The following is a 17,063-nucleotide window of genomic DNA, read 5'->3' as shown; positions in this document are numbered from 1 at the left end:
CCCGTCAGTCTGACGGCACCGGCGACCGGTCCAGTCGCGCGGACGCCTCCAGGGCGAGCACGGCGCCGATCTCGGCCGAGAGCGTGGCGGGCAGCGACGGAGGCGCGTCCCAGCGGGGCCCGGCCAGCACCACCCCGCGGCGGACACTCGAGCTCTGCAGCGCGGCGACGCTGCCGGCGACGAAGCGGCGGAGGCGGGCGGCCACCGCGGGCGCGACTCCGCTCGTCGTGGCGAGGTCGACGAGGTGCCGGTAGGCGATGCCGCCGAACAGGGCGCCGTCCCCCGATCCCTGGTCGACGAAGACGCCGTCGGGGGCGAGCCGGTCCAGCAGGTCCTCGGCCGTGCGGGAGGCGTGGGCGACCAGGCGGGGGTCGGGCCGCAGGCGGTGCAGGGCGAGCGCCGCGCCGATGTAGACGGCGTGGTTGTAGCTGAAGGCCCAGTCGTCGCGCGCGGAGCCTCCCTCGCGGCCGATGCCGTCGGCGACGAAGCCGGTGTCGTCGTCGCGGAGGCGCACGTGCATCCAGTCGAGGGCGGCGCGCGAGAGCTCCTCCCGGCCGTCGGGCCGCAGCCGATCCAGGCGCGCGCCGAGGATCGCGAACGGGCCGTTCGCGGGCGCGTTCTTGTAGTCCAGCTGCCGGCGGCGCCAGGCGAGGCTCGCCCCGTGCCGGAGGTTCCAGCCCTTCGCGACGGCGAAGCGCCACAGGCGGTCGGCCCGGTCGAGGAAGCGCGGGTCGCCCGAGGCCTCCCCGAGGCGGGCGAGCGCGCCACCGAGCCACATCATGTCGTCGAAGTAGCCGTTGACCAGGCGCCCGCCGTTGCGGAGGCGGATCGCGCGATGGATCCGCCGGGCCCGCTCCAGGTGCGCCTCGTCGCCCGTGCGCTCGAAGGCGTCGACGGCCGCGTCGATCGCGTGCGCGAGCCACCAGTAGTTGAACTCGAGGTCGGCCCGCAGCGAGGTCGGGTAGCTCATGTGGTAGCCCAGCAGCGGCACCGCGAAGAGCCGCTCGAGGCTCTCCTGAGCGGTGTCCGCGGCGCTACTCGTAGACGTGCGGGGCGAGGACGGCGACATCGCGGAGGTTGCGGTAGCGCTCGGCGTAGTCGAGCCCGTAGCCGATCACGAACTCGTTCGGGATGTCGAAGCCGACGTAGGCCACGTCGACCTCGACCTTGGCGGCCGCGGGCTTGCGGAAGAGCGCGCAGATCTCGACGGACTCGGCGCCGCGGCTGCGGAGGTTGCCCTGCAGCCACGAGAGCGTGAGGCCGGAGTCGATGATGTCCTCGACGATCAGCACCTTGCGGTTCGTGATGTCGGAGTCGAGGTCCTTCAGGATCCGCACCACGCCGGAGGACTTGGTGCCGCTCCCGTAGGACGAGACGGCCATCCAGTCCATGACGATGTCGAGCTTGAGCTCGCGGGCCAGATCGGCCATCACCATCACGGCGCCGCGCAGCACCCCGACGATGAGCAGGTTCTCACCCGCGTAGTCGCGCTCGATGGCGCGGGCCAGGTCGCGGATCCGCTCGTGGATCTCGGCCTCGGTGTAGAGGACCTCGGTGATGTCGTCGGCGATGTCGGCTGCTTCCACCCGGCCACTCTACGGGTGACCGGCCCCCCTCTCCCCTCCGCGAGACTCCGCTCCGGTACACCTCCGTCGGCGAGTCGCGTGCCGGAGCGGCATCTCGCGGGGAGGGGTCGGGCATCTCGCGGAGACCGGCGTCGCGGGGACGGGGTCAGGGGGCCGCGGGTGCGAAGACGAGGGTGGTGCCGCGGCGGGTGGCGAGGACGCCGGGGAGGTCGACGCCCTTCTGGCCGTGCCAGTCGGTGACCAGCGCGGCGACCGCCAGCGTCTGCGAGCGCGAGAGCGCGACTCCGAACTCGTTCGCCACGACCAGGCGGATGATCCGCTGCCGCAGCGCCGGCGGGTCCGCGGCGAGCCCGCGCGCGTCGACCGTGACGTGCCCCGCCTCGTCCTGGCCCACCAGCTCGAGCGCCCAGTCGAGGGCGAGCGCGTCGAGCGCGTCCCCGTCCTCCCGCAGCTGCTCGGCCGTGCGCGCCAGAGCCTGGGCCACTCCCGGCCCCAGCTCGTCCTCCAGCACGGGCAGCACGCGGTTCCGCACCCGGACCCGCGAGTAGCGGGGGTCGTCGTTGTGCGGGTCGTCCCACGGCACGAGCCCCTGGTCGGCGCAGGCGAGGCGGGTCGTCTCGCGCCGCAGGCCCAGAATCGGCCGACGCAGCGGCCCGCTGACCGGCGCCATCCCGTGCAGCGAGGCCGCACCGGCTCCGCGGGCGAGCCCCAGCAGCACCGTCTCGGCCTGGTCGTCGAGGGTATGGCCCAGGAGGATCGCGGCGGCGCCCGTCGCGGTCAGCGCGTCGTCGAAGGCGCGGTAGCGCGCGCTGCGGGCTGCCGCCTCCGGACCGCCCTCGGCGGACACCGTCACCACCTCGCGCAGCACCGGCGCGAGCCCCAGCGCGTGCGCCTGCTCCGCGGCCCGCCGCGCGACCTCCGCCGACGCCTCCTGCAGCCCGTGATCGACGATCACCGCGCCGGCCCGCCTCCCGCCCCGCGGGGCCTCGAAGGCGACCGCCGCCGCGAGCGCGAGCGAGTCCGCTCCCCCGCTCAGCGCGACCAGCACCAGCGCTCCGGGGTCGAGCCCGTCGAGGCTCTCGCGCACCGCCCGCCGCAGATCGGCGACGGCGGGGGTCAGGCGGGGGCGATCGGGCACATCAAGTAACGTAATGCCAGCGATCCGCCCCTCCCGCGCGCGCACCCGCGCGAGCGTTCCGGAGGCCGATCCGTCCGCCGATGCGCCGCTCACGGCGCCACCGACTCAAGGAGAGAGCATGGCCGCATACGACGTCGTCGTCGAGATCCCCAAGGGGAGCCGCAACAAGTACGAGGTCGACCACGAGACCGGTCGCGTCTACCTCGACCGCGTGCTCTTCACCTCCTTCGTCTACCCGACGGACTACGGGTACTTCGAGAACACCCTCGGCCTCGACGGCGACCCCGTCGACGCGCTGGTGCTGCTCGAGTACCCCGTCTTCCCGGGCGTGGGCGTCTCCGTCCGCCCGGTCGGCGTGCTCAACATGAGCGACGAGGCCGGCTCCGACGCGAAGGTGATCGTGGTCCCCGCGAAGGACCCGCGCTGGCAGCACATCCAGGACATCGGCGACGTCCCGGAGCAGACGAAGAACGAGATCAAGCACTTCTTCGAGCGCTACAAGGACCTCGAGCCCGGCAAGTGGGTCAAGGTCGACGCGTGGGGCGACGCCGCCGAGGCGGAGCAGATCGTCCAGGACGGCATCAAGAAGCTGGCCGAAGAGGGTCACTGACCCCTCGCATCAACGAAGGAACCCCCTCCCGTCGTCTCGACAGGAGGGGGTTCTCTCGTTGTGCTGTGTGGCCGCGGCTCAGGCGGCCGGGCGGCCGACCATGCCGGCGGGCGTGCCCCAGGTGTTCCAGATGCGCACGGGCTTGCCGTAGTCGGCGGCCTCGATGATCTGGTTGTTCCCGAGGTAGATGGCCACGTGGTAGTAGTCCCCGCCGCCACCCCAGAAGATCAGGTCGCCGCGCTGGCGCTGGCTGTAGGGGACGAGCTTGCCGGCGCCGGCCATGGTGTTGTACTGGTTCGTCGCCGAGTGGGTGCCGATGTAGATGCCCGAGGACGCGTACGAGGCCTTGGTGAGGCCCGAGCAGTCCCACTGGTCCGGGCCCATGCCGCCGAGGACGTACTCCTCGCCGAGCTGAGCCATCGCGTACGAGATCGCGTTCTCGACGGCGCCGCTGGTCGGCACCAGGACCGGAGCGGTCACCGGCTGCGGGAGCGGCTGAGCCGCCGGCTGGGCGATCGGCTGAGCAGCGGGCTGGGCCGGAGCCGGAGCCGGAGCCGGAGCCGGCTGCTGCTGCGCGGGCTGCGGCGCGGCGGGCTGCGGGAGGGACGCGGTCTGACGCGACGGGGCGGCGGTGTCGGCCTGCGCCGAGGACTGCTGCTGGGCGGAGCGGGCGGTGGACTGCGCCTGAGCGGCGGCCTCCGCCTCGGCCTGCGCCTGAGCGGCGGCCTCGTCGGCCTGGCGCTTCTGCTCGCCCGCGAGGTACTGGGTCTCGGCCTCGACCGAGGAGTCCTTCAGCAGCGCGAGCTGGGCGACCAGCTCCTGCGACTTCTCCTCCTGCGCCGAGAGCGACGAGCGGGCCGATTCGGCGGCGGCGTCGGCGTCCTTGCGGGCGGCGTCGGCCTCGTCCGAGAGCGCCTGGTGCTCGGTGACGGCGAGGTCGGCCTGGTCGCCGAGCGACTCCGCGTTCTGCTTGTCGGCGAGGGCGTCGGCGTAGACCTTCTGCGACTGCTCCGAGAGCTGCGACATCGCGCCGAGCTGGTAGAGCAGGTCGCCCGCGTCCTTGCCCTTGGCCACGAGGCTGGCGGAGAGGTCGCCACCGGCGGCGCGAGAGAGGTGCGCGGCCAGCAGGCCGGCGCGCATCTTCGAGGTCTGGGCCTTGGCGGAGGCGGTGGTCGCCTTCTCCTCGAGGTCGGCGACGGCCTTCGCAGCGGCGTCGAGCGCCTCCTTGGCCTGGCGCCAGGCCTCGGCCTTCTTCATCGCGGTGATCGACTTCTCGTCGACCGCGGTCTGCAGGCTCGCGATGAGGCCGGTGATCGAGTCGATCTCGGCCTGCTTGCTCGCCTCGTCCTTCTTGGCGTTCTGCACGTCGTCCCACGAGGGGTACTTCGCGTCGTCGGCGAGGGCCGGGGTGATGCCGAGGGACGCGGTGACCGCCGTGACCGCGAAGGCGGCGGAGATGACGAGCGGGAGGCGGCCCTTCCAGGCGCGCTCCCGGGGTGCCGGGGTGAAGGTGCGTGCGGTCGTCTGTGCGTCAGCCAAGGGTGACTCCTCGTTGGGCCATGAAAGGTTGGGCGTCGACGGCGGAGCCGTTGACGCGGGTCTCGAAGTGCAGGTGGCAGCCGGTGGAGGCGCCGGTCGAGCCGACGGCGGCGATCTGCTCGCCCGCCTGGACCTGCTGGCCGACGCGGACGTAGATCCCGCCGGACATGATGTGGGCGTAGCCGGTGCTGATGCCGCTGCCGTGGTCGATCAGCACCCAGTTGCCGTAGGTGCCGTTGGGGCCCGCGTAGGAGACGGTGCCGCTGTGCGCCGCGAAGATCGGGATGCCGCAGCCGCCCGCGAGGTCGGTGCCGCGGTGGTACGAGCCGGAGGACCCTCCGCCGGTCGAGATGCTGTCGCGCGGGCCGAAGGTGCCGGTGATGCGGCCCCCGGCGGGGCGGACCCAGCCGGAGTCGCTGACGGCGCTGGAGCCGCCGCCGCCCGAGGGGGCGACGTACCCGCCGCCGCTGCCGCCGCTGGACGCGGCCGCGGCCCGGGCGGCCTCGCGGCGCGCGGCCTCGGCCTGGGCGGCGGCCTGGCGGGCGGCCTCCTCCTCGGCGAGCTTCCGGAGGCGCTCGGCCTCGCGGGCGGCGACGCCGGCCTCGTACTCGGCCACGGTCTTCGACTCGGTGTCGCGGAGCGCGGCGAGCTGCTGCTCGAGCACGACGCTCTGCTCCTGCTGCTCGGCGAGCGCGGCCTCGGACGCCTCCTGGGCGGCGGTCGCCTCGGCCAGCTTCTGCTCGGCGGCGACGCGGAGGCGCTCGCGCTCCGTCTGCGCGACCTCGGCCTGGTCGGCGAGGGAGGATGCGGTGTTGCGGGCGGTGCTGGCCTGCTCGTAGATCGCGGAGGAGCGCTCGACCAGCTTGGTCATGCTCCCGATCTTCGACAGCAGCTGGTCGGCCTGGCCGGCCTTCTGGTCGAGGAAGATGTTGACGGACAGGTCGGTGCCGGTGCTGCGGTAGAGCTGCGCGGCGAGCAGGCCCGCCTGCTGCGAGGCCTTGTCGGCCTCCTCGGCGCTGGCGGCGGCCCGGTCCTCGAGCTTCTTCGACTGGTCCGAGGCCTCGTCGAACGCCTGCTGAGCGGCGAAGTGCTCGTCGCCGCGCTGCTGCGCGAGCTGCTGGGCGGAGGCGACCTCGCTCTGGAGGTCGCCGATCAGGGACGTGATCCGGTCGACCTGAGCGGCGGCGGCGGCGGTGTCGCCCTTCGCCGCCTCGACGTCGGCCCACGACGGGTACTCGACCGCCTGGGCGGGAGTGGCGACGAGCAGGCCGGCGACGAGCGCGACGACGGCGGAGGCCAGGGCAGCACCTCGGAGTCGCCCGAGTCGCGGCGCGCCGGGGAGGCGGGCGGGACGCGGACGGCGCAGGGAGTGGGGCATGGGACCTCGGGGATAGGGGGCCCTCCCTCCGCGGCGGTGCGGCTCCGGCGCGCGGGTGGGGGGAAGAGCGATTCCGCCCCACCCTAACCGCGGCCCTGCCCGATCTCCTAGACCCGGGTCAACCCCGGACGGGGTGCACGCCGCCTGCGGAACCGTCGATTTTGCATCCTGCGCCGCGGCCCCCTATGCTTGCGTGTCGGTAGTCATGGGGGGTCGGCCGCAGGGTCGCCCCGCGAGTCTCCGGCCCCATCGTTTAGTGGCCTAGGACACCGCCCTTTCACGGCGGCAGCACGGGTTCGAATCCCGTTGGGGTCACGGATGGGTCGGTACTACCAGCATCACCAGAAGTACCAGCACCACCGGAAAGTGCATCGGCTCGAGAGGGTCGGGGCGTGAAAATAGAACAGCCTCGAAGGCAGTATGCTTGTCTTCGCAACGAGGCCCTGTAGCGCAGTTGGTTAGCGTGCCGCCCTGTCACGGCGGAGGTCGCGGGTTCAAGTCCCGTCAGGGTCGCAAAGAGGCCCTTCCGAGAGGAAGGGCCTTTTTCAGGAGATCACCTCTCCAGCGACATCACGTCGCAACGGCTCTGTAGCTCAGTTGGTAGAGCGCACGACTGAAAATCGTGAGGTCACGGGATCGACGCCCGTCGGAGCCACTGGAACCCTCGCCTAGCTTCTACATGGCGGGGGTTTCTTCGTACCCGGAGGTCCCCGCCGTCGCGATCCGCCGCACATCCCTCCCGTTCCGGCCCGCGCCGAGCAGTGACTGCGGCCCGGATCCCGTCCAGGCGGTCTGCGTAGGCTGGCCTGGCCATGCAACCCGACGCCTTCCCGCCGCCCGATCCCGCGACGCTCGCGCCCGACTCCGCTGCAGCGCCCTCGTGGCCGGCCGAGCCTCTCCCCTCGGTCCAGGCGCCCTACTCCTCCCTCCTCTACCTGCCCGATCCTCGGGTCCGCTGGGGCCTGCCGACCGCCGTGCTCACGATCGTCGGGATCGTCCTGCCGCTGGCCGTGCTCATCCTGCTGTTCGGGTTCGGCGTGCTCCCCTACTCCGCCGGACTCGCCTTCGCGGGGGCGCTCGCGAGCTACCTCGTCGCGCTGATCGTCCCGTTCGCGGCGTCTCGGCTCCGCGGGCTGGGCACGATGGCGGCCGACTTCGGGCTGCGGTTCCGCTGGATCGACGTGCCCATCGGGATCGGGCTCGGCATCGCGGTGCGCGTCGTGATCCTGTTCGTGCTCGCCGCGTTCGCTCCGCTCCTCCAGGACGCGCAGGGGAACCTCGACATCGACCCCGACCCGCTGTGGTTCGTGCTGAGCTCGGTCCTCATCCCCGTCGTCGTCGCGCCGCTGGTCGAGGAGGTCCTCTGCCGCGGCGTCGTGATGCGCGCGGTGCGGAACCGGATGCTCCGGGGCTCCGCGGAGTCGGCGCCGCCCACCCGCGGCCGCCGGGTCTGGGCGATGGTGTTCAGCATCCTGGCGTCCACGGCGGTCTTCGCCCTGCTGCACGGGCACCAGATGGTGAACCCGGCGACGATCGTGACGCTCGGCGTGACCACGGTCACCGCGGGACTCGCGCACGGCTGGATCGCGACGATCACCGGGCGGCTCGGAGCGGCGATCGTCTCGCACGCGACACTGAACGGCTCCGCGGTGCTGCTGCTGGCGCTGCTGCCGCTGCTGACTCCGTAGGGGGATCTCGAGAGGCCCGCTGCGCGGGGTGCTCGATCGGCAGGAGTCGGGGCGGCCCGATCGGGGGCGTGGGGCGGCGCGTCAGACGTCGTAGGTGCGCGCCCCGGGCAGCGGGCCGCGGACCTGGCGGTGGAGGCGCTCCATGTCGGCGTCGAGGGTGGCGGCGGTGCGGGCCGCGTCGGCGAGGCCGTCGAGGAGCTCCTGCGGGACCTGGCGGTCGTACTTGTAGTAGATCTTGTGCTCCAGGCTCGCCCAGAAGTCCATCGCGATGGTCCGGAACTGCACCTCGACGCAGACGTCGACCGATCCGCCGGAGAGGAACACGGGCACCTCGACGATCGCGTGCAGGCTCTTGTAGCCGTTCTCCTTCGGCTCGGCGATGTAGTCCTTCACCTCGAGCACCGTCACGTCGGACTGCGAGGTGAGCAGGTCGAAGACGCGGTAGACGTCCGAGACGAAGCTGCAGGTGATCCGCACGCCGGCGATGTCGGTGATCGCGTCGGCGATGCCGTCGAAGGTCGTCTCGCAGCCCTTGCGCTCGATCTTCTCGATCAGGCTGTCGGCCGACTTGAGCCGGCTCGTGACGTGCTCGATCGGGTTGTACTCCTGCAGCTCGCGGAACTCCTCCTGCAGGATCGACACCTTCGTGACGATCTCGTCCATCCCGAACTTGTACTGGAGCATGAAGCGCGCGAAGTCGTCGCGCAGGGCGCGGATCTCGGCGACGGTGGTGGCGTCGAGCGCTTCGGCGACGGCGTCCGTCAGCGGAGGGACGGCGTGCGCGGGTTCGGGGATGCGGGATTCCACAGTCGGACACCCTACGCGCGGAGTCGTTCGAGACCGGTGGGAGGCGCCCGGCCTAGCCTGGGAGCGTGATCACCGAGCCCCGCCCGCTGCGCTTCTGCGCGTTCGTCATGAACACCGCCTCCCACATCCAGCACGGCCTCTGGCGCCACCCCGACGCCCGGCAGCACGAGTTCGACGACGTGCAGCTCTGGGTCGACCTCGCCCGGACGCTGGAGCGCGGCCGCTTCGACGCGATGTTCTTCGCCGACGTGGCGGGGCTCTACGGGCCGGCGGACGGCGACTGGGACGTCAACGCCCGCGAGGGGCTGCAGCTGCCCAGCAACGACCCGTCCGTGCTGCTCTCGGCCCTGGCGGTGAGCACCGAGCACCTCGGCTTCGCGTTCACGAGCTCGGTGCTGCAGTCGCATCCGTTCGACTTCGCCCGCAAGGTCTCGACCCTCGACCACCTCTCGAAGGGGCGGATCGCCTGGAACATCGTCACCAGCGCCCTCGACGGCGCGGCCCGCAACTTCGGCTACGACCGGCTCGAGGAGCACGACGAGCGCTACGCCTGGGCGCAGGAGTACCTCGACGTGGTCTACAAGCTGTGGGAGGGCTCGTGGGATGACGGCGCGCTCCTGCGCGACAAGAGCGGCTCCTTCGCCGACCCGGCGCGCATCCACCGCATCGACCACGTCGGGAAGCGCTACCGCGTGCAGGGGCCGCACCTCTCGGCTCCGTCGCCCCAGCGCACGCCCGTGCTCTTCCAGGCCGGCTCCTCCCCCGCGGGACGGCGCTTCGCCGCGCGGAACGCGGAGGCGCAGTTCGTGTTCTCGGGGTCGCCGGAGAAGACCCGCGAGCTGATCGAGGACACGCGGGCCCTCGCCGCGGCGGCCGGTCGCGGAGCGGGAGCACCCTCCTTCTACCTGGGGCTCTCCTTCATCACCGGCGACACGGAGGAGGAGGCGCGCCGCGCCGAGCGCGAGATCGACGAGTACCTCTCCTCCGACGCCTTCCTCGTGCACTCGAACCTCGGCTTCGACCCGGCGACGGGCGAGAGGCTCGACCCCGACCTGCCGCTCTCGGCGATCGAGACCTACGCCGGCCAGAGCCACCTGCAGTGGATCCGCGACGCCTCCCCCGACCGCGAGCCGACCGTCCGCGATCTGGCCCGGCTCTCGGCGAAGCTGCGCGGACGGGTCGTCGGCACTCCGGAGCAGATCGCCGACCACCTGGCGGGCTGGCGCGACGCGGGGATCGATGGGATCAACGTCGTCAACTGGATCCTGCCCGGCAGCTACGAGGAGTTCGTCGACAGGGTGATGCCGGTGCTCCAGGAGCGGGGCCTCGCGCAGACCGAGTACGCCGAGGGGACGCTGCGCCGCAAGCTGTTCGGGACGGACGAGCTGCCGGCGACGCACCCGGCGCGGGCGTACCGCGGGGCGTTCGCGGGCTGAGCCGTCGCGGGCCGGGCTCTGCGCGTCCACTGCCCCTGCACCGGCTGCCCGCCCCGCCCCGCGCTCTCCGCCGAGCGGGGGACGCGAGGGCGGGCGCGGCTCCGTTGCGTCGAGGGATGATCCAGACCTGGGGAGTCCTGACCGCGCTGTACGGAGTCGTCGTGACGGCCGTCGCGGTGCTCGCGATCGTGCTGCTGGTGCTGCTGTGCCGCCTGGTGCTCGCCGCGCGCGAGAACCTGCAGGCCTCGACGAGGCTGCGCGAGCTGCAGATCGAGCGGATGCTGCTCGAGGACGAGTAGCGGGCCGCGCGTCGCCGGCCGGGACCAGGTCTCCTCAGCGAGGAGCACTCGCGGCCGACGACGCGGTCCGGTCAGGGCAGAGCGGGTCGCGCCTCCGGGCGGGGCGCCCGCGGGATGAGCAGGCCGAGGGCGACGGCGACCAGCGCTCCGATCGCGCCGATCACGAACGTGGTCTCGAAGCCCTGCGAGCTCGGCAGCTGCACGTCGCCGACGGACACGGTCAGCTGCGCGAGCACGCCCGCGGTCACGGCGGAGGAGAGCGTCGTGCCGAGGGTGCGCATCAGCGAGTTCAGCCCGTTCGCGGCCGCGGTCTCCGAGGCGGGGACGGCGTGCATGATGAGTGTCGGCATCGCGGCGTAGGCGAGGCCCAGGCCGACCCCGATGAGGGCGTTGATCACCAGGATCTGCCACACCTCGCCGCCGAACGGGAGGATCAGCAGGTACGAGACCGCGATCAGCCCGGAGCCGGCGATCAGCACGAGCCGCGGCCCGGACTGCGCCGAGAGGCGGGCGGCGAGGGGGGACGTGGCCATCATCGCCAGGCCCGAGGGCGCGAGCACGAGGCTCGCCACGATCAGGCTCAGGCCGAAGCCGACGCCGGACGCGGTCGGCAGCTCGAGGCGCTGCGGCAGCGTGATCTGGGCGCCGAAGAACGCGAAGCCGACCGCCACCGAGGCGAGGTTGGTGAAGAGGACGGCGGGGCGGGCTGCCACCCGGAGGTCGACGAGCGGGCTCTCCTGCCGCAGCTCGTACCAGCCCCAGAGGAGCAGGACGGCGATGCCGCCGAGGCCGGAGCCCAGGATCGCGGGACTGGTCCAGCCGGAGTCGTTGCCGCGCGAGACGGCGATCAGCACGCCGCTCAGTCCGAGGGCGAGGCCGATCGTGCCGACCACGTCGAAGGTGCCGGGCGAGCGCAGCGTCGACACCGGCACGACCAGGAGGACGAGGACGATGTCGAGGACACCGAGGCCAGCGGACATCCAGAACAGGACGTGCCAGTCGGTGTTCTGCGCGATGAGGGCGCTGAGCGGCAGGCCGAGCGCGCCGCCGATGCCGAGGGTCGCGCTGACCAGGGCGATCGCGCCGGGGAGCCGGTCGCGGTGGAGGGTGTCGCGGAGGATCGAGATGCCGAGCGGGATGACGCCCATCACCGCGCCCTGGAGGGCCCGGCCCACGACCAGCGTCCACACGTCGCCCGCGAAGGCGCACACGATCGAGCCGATCACGAGGACGACCAGCGCGGCCACAGCCATCCGCCGCTTGCCGTAGAGGTCGCCGAGGCGGCCCGAGACCGGGGTGAGGATGCAGGCGCTCAGCAGCGTCGCGGTGATCACCCACGCGGTCTCGGTGCGGTCGGCGCCGAGCAGCGTCGGCAGCTCGGACTGGATCGGGACGACCAGCGTCTGCATGAAGGAGGCGCTCATCCCCGCAAAGGCGAGGACGGCGGTGATGAGGCGCGGGTCCGGCGAGCGGGTCAGGGAGCGTCTGTCGGAGTCGGGCACGGCGGTCCTTCGTGTCGGCGGCGGACGCGCACCCGGACCGCGGCGGCGGGCGGGCCGTCGTCGGCGGGATCGTATCGCTCGGCTCTGCTTTCGACCGGCTCGGGGCTCAACGGCGCGGGGCGCCGCTTTGTTCCCTCCTTCTCCTTCCCGCGCGCGTCGGGCAGGACGAGGATGGGCGGATGATCGACATCGAGAGCTGGATCGCCCGCTACGAGAAGGCCTGGGCCACGGACGACGCGGCCGATGTGGCCGCACTGTTCACCGAGGACGCCGAGTACTTCACGGCGCCGCACCGCGACGCGATCACTCCGCGCGACGCGATCGTGGAGTGGTGGCAGGCGGAGGAGGAGCCCGCCGACCCGACGTTCGCGTGGGGCCTGGTCGCGCTGACGGAGGAGACCGCGGTGGTGGAGGCGCGCACCGTCTACCCGGGTGACCGCACCTACCTGAACCTCTGGGTCATCCGCTTCGCCCCCGACGGGCGGGCGCGCTCGTTCACCGAGTGGTACATGGAGGAGCCGGCCGACTCCGTGTCCTGACCCGCGGGGGTCCGCAGGCAGCGGCGAGGAGCCCTCAGCGGCGTCCGGTCAGAGCTGCGCGGCCGTGAAGGTGTCGCAGCTGGTGGCATCGCCCTCGAAGCCGGCCTCGAACCAGCGCTGCCGCTGCTCGGCCGAGCCGTGCGTCCACCCCTCGGGATCGACGGTGCCGGTCGCCTGCTCCTGGATACGGTCGTCGCCGACGGCGGCCGCGGCACCGAGCGCGTCCTGGTACTCCTGCGCCGTCACCGGCTTGAGGTAGGGCGTGCCGGTCTCGTCGGGCACCGTCGAGGCGTCGCCCACCCAGGCTCCGGCGAAGCAGTCGGCCTGCAGCTCGAGGCGCACCGAGTCCGACTCGGGACCCGTGCCGGAGCGGTCCGCCGACTCCATCGCGCCGGTCAGGTTCTGGATGTGGTGGCCCCACTCGTGGGCGAGGATGTACATCTGCGCGAGCGATCCGCCCGAGGTGTCGAACCGGGTGCGCAGCTCGTCGAAGAAGTCGGTGTCGAGGTAGATCGTCCGATCCGGCGGGCAGTAGAACGGGCCGACCGCGGCGGTCGCGCTCCCGCAGCCGGTGGTGGTGCTGTCCTCGAACAGGTCGACGCCGGTCGGGGTCGTGTAGGCGACTCCGAGGGTCGGAGTCTGCTCGCCCCAGTAGCGGTCGAGCGACTCGGCCGCACCCTCGAGGCGGCAGTCGACCTGCGTGTTCGCGTCGGCGCCGCTGTCGCAGGCCACCGCGGTGGAGGTGACGCCCTCCGGCGAGGACCCGCCTCCGCCGAACACCTCGCCGAGGCCCGAGAGGTTCACGCCGAGCAGCTGCGAGAGCAGCGCGAGCACGACCACGCCCACCGCGCCCCCGCCGACGGCGATGCCGGTGGTGCGGCCGCGACGGCGGACCTTGCCGCCGCTGAGCTGGGAGTCGTCGTTGAAGGTCATGCCGACGAAGCTAGCGCTCCGCGGACGGGCTCCGCTCGGGCTTGCGGTCAGCCCCAGCGCGACTCGCTGGCCGAGCGGATGATCTCGAGCAGCGCCTCGCGCAGGGGGCCGTGCTCGAGCGAGCCCGGGAACATGTCGACCTCGAGGCGGTGCGCCCGGCGCCAGGCCTCGCTGCCCACGTCGGTGAGCGCGACGAGCTGCCGGCGGCGGTCCGACGGATCCGTGGTGCGCGAGACGTGGCCCTCGCGCTCGAGGCGCTCGATGGTGCGCGACATGGTCTGCACCTCGACGTGGGCCGCGGCGGCCAGCTCCTTCTGCGCGACGGGACCCGCCTGCAGGAGGTGCAGCACGATCAGGCCGGCGTGGGTGAGGCCGATCTCGGCGAGGGCGCCGTGCCAGGCGTGCTCGACCATCCGGGAGGCGGTGGAGAGCAGCCGACCGGTGGGCCAGTCCTCCATCCCGGAGGCGTCGTCCGCGCGCATCTGATCAGGGTAGACCCGCTCCCGGGACACGACGGCACCGGGCGCGGGACGCTCAGGCACGGGCGCCCGGGCATCCCGGCCGCGAGGCGCGGACCGCCCCGCCCGTCAGGACGCGAAGCGGTCCGTCGCCTCGATCAGCGCGTCGAGGATCCCCGGCTCGTCGAAGGCGTGGCCCGCGTCGGCGATCATCCGGAAGTCGGCCTCGGGCCAGGCCCGGTGCAGGTCCCAGGCGGTGAAGGCCGGGGTGCACATGTCGTAGCGGCCCTGCACGATGACGGCCGGGATGTCGCGGAGGACGCCGGCGTCGCGGATCAGCTGCCCCTCCTCCAGCCAGCCCCTGTGCACGAAGAAGTGGTTCTCGATGCGGGCGAAGGCGAGGGCGAAGACGGGATCGGACCAGTCCGCGATCAGCTCCGGCTTCTGCAGGAGGGTGATGGTCGACGCCTCCCAGGTGGTCCAGGCGACACCGGCGGGGCCGTGCACGGCGGGGTCCGCGTCGTGGAGCAGGCGGTAGTACGCCTCGATGAGGCTGCCCCGCTCGCCGGCCGGGACGACGGAGGTGTAGCCCTCCCAGAGGTCCGGGTAGACCGCGGCGGCGCCGCCCTCGTAGAACCACTCGAGCTCGGCGCGGCGGAGGGTGAAGATCCCGCGGAGGACGATCTCGCTGACCCGCTCGGGGTGGGTCTCGGCGTAGGCGAGGGCGAGGGTCGAGCCCCAGGAGCCGCCGAGCACGAGCCAGCGCTCGACGCCGAGGTGCTCGCGGAGGCGCTCGATGTCGGCGACCAGGTACCAGGTGGTGTTGGTCGAGAGGTCGGCCTCCGGCTCGCCGGCGTGCGGGGTGGAGCGGCCGCACATCCGCTGGTCGAACAGCACGATGCGGTACTTCTCGGGGTCGAACAGCCGCCGGTGGGCGGGCGAGGTGCCGGCCCCGGGGCCGCCGTGCAGGAACACGACGGGCTTGCCCTCGGGGTTGCCCGAGACCTCCCAGTAGAGCGAGTGGCCGTCGCCGACGTCGAGCATGCCGGAGTCGTGGGGCTCGATCTCGGGGTACAGAGTGCGCATGGCCCGCACCCTACCGACTGTCAGGGTCGCGGTCCGCGAGGCGGGCGGCCCGGCCCCGGAGTGGGCGGGAGCGCCCGCGTCCACCCGGCGCACTCGCCTCCCGCGGTCGTTACTGTGGAGCGGACCTGCACGCCCCCGTCGAAGGAGCCCCCATGCCCACCACTGTGCGCGGCGTCATCGCCCGGTCGAAGGGCGCTCCCGTGGAGCTCGTCGACATCGTCGTCCCCGATCCGGGCCCGGGCGAGGCCGTGGTCGACATCGAGACCTGCGGTGTCTGCCACACCGACTTCCACTACCGCGAGGGCGGGATCAGCGACGACTTCCCCTTCCTCCTCGGTCACGAGGCGGCCGGACGGGTCAGCGCGATCGGAGAGGGAGTCACCCATGTCGCGGTCGGCGACTTCGTGGTCCTCAACTGGCGCGCGGTCTGCGGCGAGTGCCGGGCCTGCACCCGGGCCGAGCCCTGGTACTGCTTCGACACCTTCAACGCGGCGCAGCGGATGACCCTGGAGGACGGCACCGAGCTCAGCCCCGCCCTCGGGATCGGCGCCTTCGCCGAGAAGACCCTCGTGCACGCGAAGCAGTGCACGAAGGTCGATCCGGAGGCGGACCCCGCCGCGGTGGGCCTGCTCGGCTGCGGGATCATGGCCGGCCTCGGCGCGGCGATGAACACCGGGAACGTGACGCGCGGCGACTCCGTCGCGGTCATCGGCTGCGGAGGAGTCGGCACGGCCGCCGTGGTCGGCGCCGCTCTCGCGGGCGCCGGCACGGTCATCGCGATCGACCGGGACCCCAAGAAGCTGGTCGCGGCCGAGAAGCTCGGCGCCACGCACGTCATCGACTCCAGCGGCCTCGACGAGGCGGGCGTCGTCGCGGCGGTGCAGGCTCTGACGAACGGCTTCGGAGCGGACGTCGTCATCGACGCCGTGGGCCGCCCCGAGACCTGGCGCCAGGCGTTCTACGCCCGCGACCTCGCCGGGACCGTGGTGCTGGTCGGGGTGCCGACTCCCGAGATGACGCTCGAGATCCCCCTGCTCGACGTCTTCGGCCGCGGCGGCTCGCTGAAGTCGAGCTGGTACGGCGACTGCCTGCCGGAGAGGGACTTCCCGATGCTGACCGGCCTCTACCTCCAGGGCCGACTTCCCCTGGACGAGTTCGTGAGCGAGCGGATCGGGATCGAGGACATCGAGGAGGCCTTCGCCACGATGGCCGGCGGCGACGTGCTCCGCTCGGTGGTGGTGCTCTGATGGGCGCGCGGATCGAGCAGCTCGTCACGAGCGGCACCTTCAGCCTCGACGGCGGCACCTGGGACGTCGACAACAACGTCTGGATCGTCGGCGACGACTCCGAGTGCGTCGTCATCGACGCGGCCCACGACGCGGACGCGATCCTCGCGGCCGTCGGCGAGCGCCGGCTCCTCGCCGTACTGCTGACCCACGGGCACGACGACCACCTCGACGCGGTCGAGGGAGTCCGCGCTGCGACCGGCGCTCCGGTGCTGCTCCACGAGGCCGACCGGATGCTGTGGGACGCCGTGCACCCCGGCACGGCCCCGAGCGGCGGTCTGGTCGACGGGCGGATCGTGCCCGTCGCCGGCGTCGAGCTCGAGGTGCGGCACACCCCGGGCCACACCCCCGGCGCCGTCTGCTTCGTCGCCGAGGCGCTCGGCACGGTGTTCACCGGCGACACGCTCTTCCAGGGCGGGCCGGGGGCCACCGGCCGCTCGTACAGCGACTTCCCGACGATCATCGACTCGATCACGGAGCGCCTGCTGACGCTGCCCGCCGCTACGGTGGTCCGGACCGGCCACGGCGACTCGACGACGATCGGAGCGGAGGCGCCGCACCGCGAGGAGTGGATCGCGCGCGGGCACTGACCGGGCGGGGCGGGGGCGGGGGCGGGCGCGGAGCTGTCGGTCCGCCCGCTACGGCTTTCTGCATGAAAGGGCCGACCGACGGGTGTGGGAATTTCGCAACTGTCGGTCGTGCTCCCTTGTTACCGTGAACAATCGCCGGTACCGTGCGAAGACCACACCGCAGGCGGGATCCCCCGTCCGCCCACCGG

At 72.7% G+C, this 17,063-nt stretch carries 17 protein-coding genes and 3 tRNA genes; 10 read left to right on the top strand and 10 right to left on the bottom strand.

What is annotated here, in order from left to right:
- Positions 1-4 precede the first annotated feature (4 nt).
- The 3 genes from C5C35_RS01035 to tilS all read right to left on the bottom strand — a co-directional run bounded on the left by C5C35_RS01035 (position 5) and on the right by tilS (position 2,724).
- A complete protein-coding gene (locus C5C35_RS01035) occupies positions 5-1,069 on the bottom strand; it encodes a glycoside hydrolase family 76 protein (RefSeq protein WP_104262342.1) in 1,065 nt (354 codons plus the stop codon).
- The gene (hpt, locus tag C5C35_RS01030; protein WP_104224109.1) at positions 1,035-1,586 is read right to left on the bottom strand and encodes a hypoxanthine phosphoribosyltransferase; all 552 of its coding nucleotides are present in this window, start codon (positions 1,584-1,586) and stop codon (positions 1,035-1,037) included. Before hpt ends, C5C35_RS01035 begins: the two co-directional genes overlap by 35 nt.
- A 145-nt stretch (positions 1,587-1,731) precedes the next feature.
- Positions 1,732-2,724, bottom strand: a complete 993-nt coding sequence (tilS, locus tag C5C35_RS01025) for a tRNA lysidine(34) synthetase TilS (RefSeq protein WP_104262341.1) — start codon at positions 2,722-2,724, stop codon at positions 1,732-1,734.
- A gap of 118 nt (positions 2,725-2,842) precedes the next feature.
- Between tilS and ppa the strand changes: the two genes are divergently transcribed.
- Positions 2,843-3,334, top strand: a complete 492-nt coding sequence (gene ppa / locus C5C35_RS01020) for an inorganic diphosphatase (protein WP_068255683.1) — start codon at positions 2,843-2,845, stop codon at positions 3,332-3,334.
- A gap of 78 nt (positions 3,335-3,412) precedes the next feature.
- On the opposite strand, the gene C5C35_RS01015 is transcribed toward ppa, so the two are convergent.
- Positions 3,413-4,873 (bottom strand): NlpC/P60 family protein, encoded by a 1,461-nt coding sequence (locus C5C35_RS01015; RefSeq protein ID WP_104262340.1) that lies wholly within the window; start codon positions 4,871-4,873, stop codon positions 3,413-3,415.
- Complete coding sequence (locus C5C35_RS01010; RefSeq protein ID WP_104262339.1) at positions 4,866-6,251, bottom strand: peptidoglycan DD-metalloendopeptidase family protein; 1,386 nt, start codon at positions 6,249-6,251, stop codon at positions 4,866-4,868. The genes C5C35_RS01015 and C5C35_RS01010 overlap by 8 nt, the downstream gene beginning before the upstream one ends.
- 242 nt (positions 6,252-6,493) lie before the next feature.
- Between C5C35_RS01010 and C5C35_RS01005 the strand changes: the two genes are divergently transcribed.
- The 4 genes from C5C35_RS01005 (at position 6,494) to C5C35_RS00990 (ending at position 7,939) form a co-directional block, all read left to right on the top strand.
- A tRNA-Glu gene (locus C5C35_RS01005) sits at positions 6,494-6,566 on the top strand.
- A gap of 124 nt (positions 6,567-6,690) precedes the next feature.
- Positions 6,691-6,764, top strand: a tRNA-Asp gene (locus tag C5C35_RS01000).
- A 69-nt stretch (positions 6,765-6,833) separates the two neighbouring features.
- Positions 6,834-6,906, top strand: a tRNA-Phe gene (locus tag C5C35_RS00995).
- Positions 6,907-7,063: 157 nt separating this feature from the next.
- A complete protein-coding gene (locus C5C35_RS00990; RefSeq protein ID WP_104262338.1) occupies positions 7,064-7,939 on the top strand; it encodes a CPBP family intramembrane glutamic endopeptidase in 876 nt (291 codons plus the stop codon).
- 81 nt (positions 7,940-8,020) lie between these two features.
- On the opposite strand, the gene C5C35_RS00985 is transcribed toward C5C35_RS00990, so the two are convergent.
- Positions 8,021-8,623, bottom strand: coding sequence for a GTP pyrophosphokinase family protein (locus tag C5C35_RS00985; RefSeq protein WP_104224409.1), 603 nt, complete (start codon positions 8,621-8,623; stop codon positions 8,021-8,023).
- A gap of 230 nt (positions 8,624-8,853) precedes the next feature.
- Here C5C35_RS00985 and C5C35_RS00980 point away from each other — a divergent pair, with 230 nt between their 5' ends.
- A complete protein-coding gene (locus C5C35_RS00980; RefSeq protein WP_374953110.1) occupies positions 8,854-10,182 on the top strand; it encodes an NtaA/DmoA family FMN-dependent monooxygenase in 1,329 nt (442 codons plus the stop codon).
- A 116-nt stretch (positions 10,183-10,298) separates the two neighbouring features.
- The gene (locus tag C5C35_RS00975) at positions 10,299-10,481 is read left to right on the top strand and encodes a hypothetical protein (RefSeq protein ID WP_104224402.1); all 183 of its coding nucleotides are present in this window, start codon (positions 10,299-10,301) and stop codon (positions 10,479-10,481) included.
- A gap of 71 nt (positions 10,482-10,552) precedes the next feature.
- On the opposite strand, the gene C5C35_RS00970 is transcribed toward C5C35_RS00975, so the two are convergent.
- On the bottom strand, positions 10,553-11,983 hold the full coding sequence (locus tag C5C35_RS00970; protein WP_258062342.1) for an MFS transporter: 1,431 nt from the start codon (positions 11,981-11,983) through the stop codon (positions 10,553-10,555).
- 179 nt (positions 11,984-12,162) lie between these two features.
- Between C5C35_RS00970 and C5C35_RS00965 the strand changes: the two genes are divergently transcribed.
- Positions 12,163-12,522: a nuclear transport factor 2 family protein gene (locus tag C5C35_RS00965; protein WP_104262337.1), complete on the top strand. Its 360-nt coding sequence runs from the start codon at positions 12,163-12,165 to the stop codon at positions 12,520-12,522.
- A gap of 48 nt (positions 12,523-12,570) precedes the next feature.
- On the opposite strand, the gene C5C35_RS00960 is transcribed toward C5C35_RS00965, so the two are convergent.
- From C5C35_RS00960 to pip, 3 genes are all read right to left on the bottom strand, one after another.
- Entirely contained in the window at positions 12,571-13,455 is an 885-nt protein-coding gene (locus tag C5C35_RS00960) for a neutral zinc metallopeptidase (protein WP_104249694.1), read from the bottom strand.
- Between the two features lie 47 nt (positions 13,456-13,502).
- Entirely contained in the window at positions 13,503-13,937 is a 435-nt protein-coding gene (locus C5C35_RS00955) for a MarR family winged helix-turn-helix transcriptional regulator (protein ID WP_104247849.1), read from the bottom strand.
- Between the two features lie 105 nt (positions 13,938-14,042).
- Positions 14,043-14,999 (bottom strand): prolyl aminopeptidase, encoded by a 957-nt coding sequence (gene pip, locus C5C35_RS00950; protein WP_104226020.1) that lies wholly within the window; start codon positions 14,997-14,999, stop codon positions 14,043-14,045.
- Between the two features lie 152 nt (positions 15,000-15,151).
- Between pip and C5C35_RS00945 the strand changes: the two genes are divergently transcribed.
- The gene (locus C5C35_RS00945) at positions 15,152-16,246 is read left to right on the top strand and encodes an S-(hydroxymethyl)mycothiol dehydrogenase (protein ID WP_104262336.1); all 1,095 of its coding nucleotides are present in this window, start codon (positions 15,152-15,154) and stop codon (positions 16,244-16,246) included.
- Complete coding sequence (locus tag C5C35_RS00940; RefSeq protein ID WP_104262335.1) at positions 16,246-16,875, top strand: MBL fold metallo-hydrolase; 630 nt, start codon at positions 16,246-16,248, stop codon at positions 16,873-16,875. Before C5C35_RS00945 ends, C5C35_RS00940 begins: the two co-directional genes overlap by 1 nt.
- Positions 16,876-17,063 lie beyond the last annotated feature (188 nt).

This window comes from Rathayibacter sp. AY1F8 (assembly GCF_002932165.1).
Taxonomy (GTDB): Bacteria; Actinomycetota; Actinomycetes; order Actinomycetales; family Microbacteriaceae; genus Rathayibacter.
This window is presented reverse-complemented; position numbering and strand designations above follow the sequence as displayed.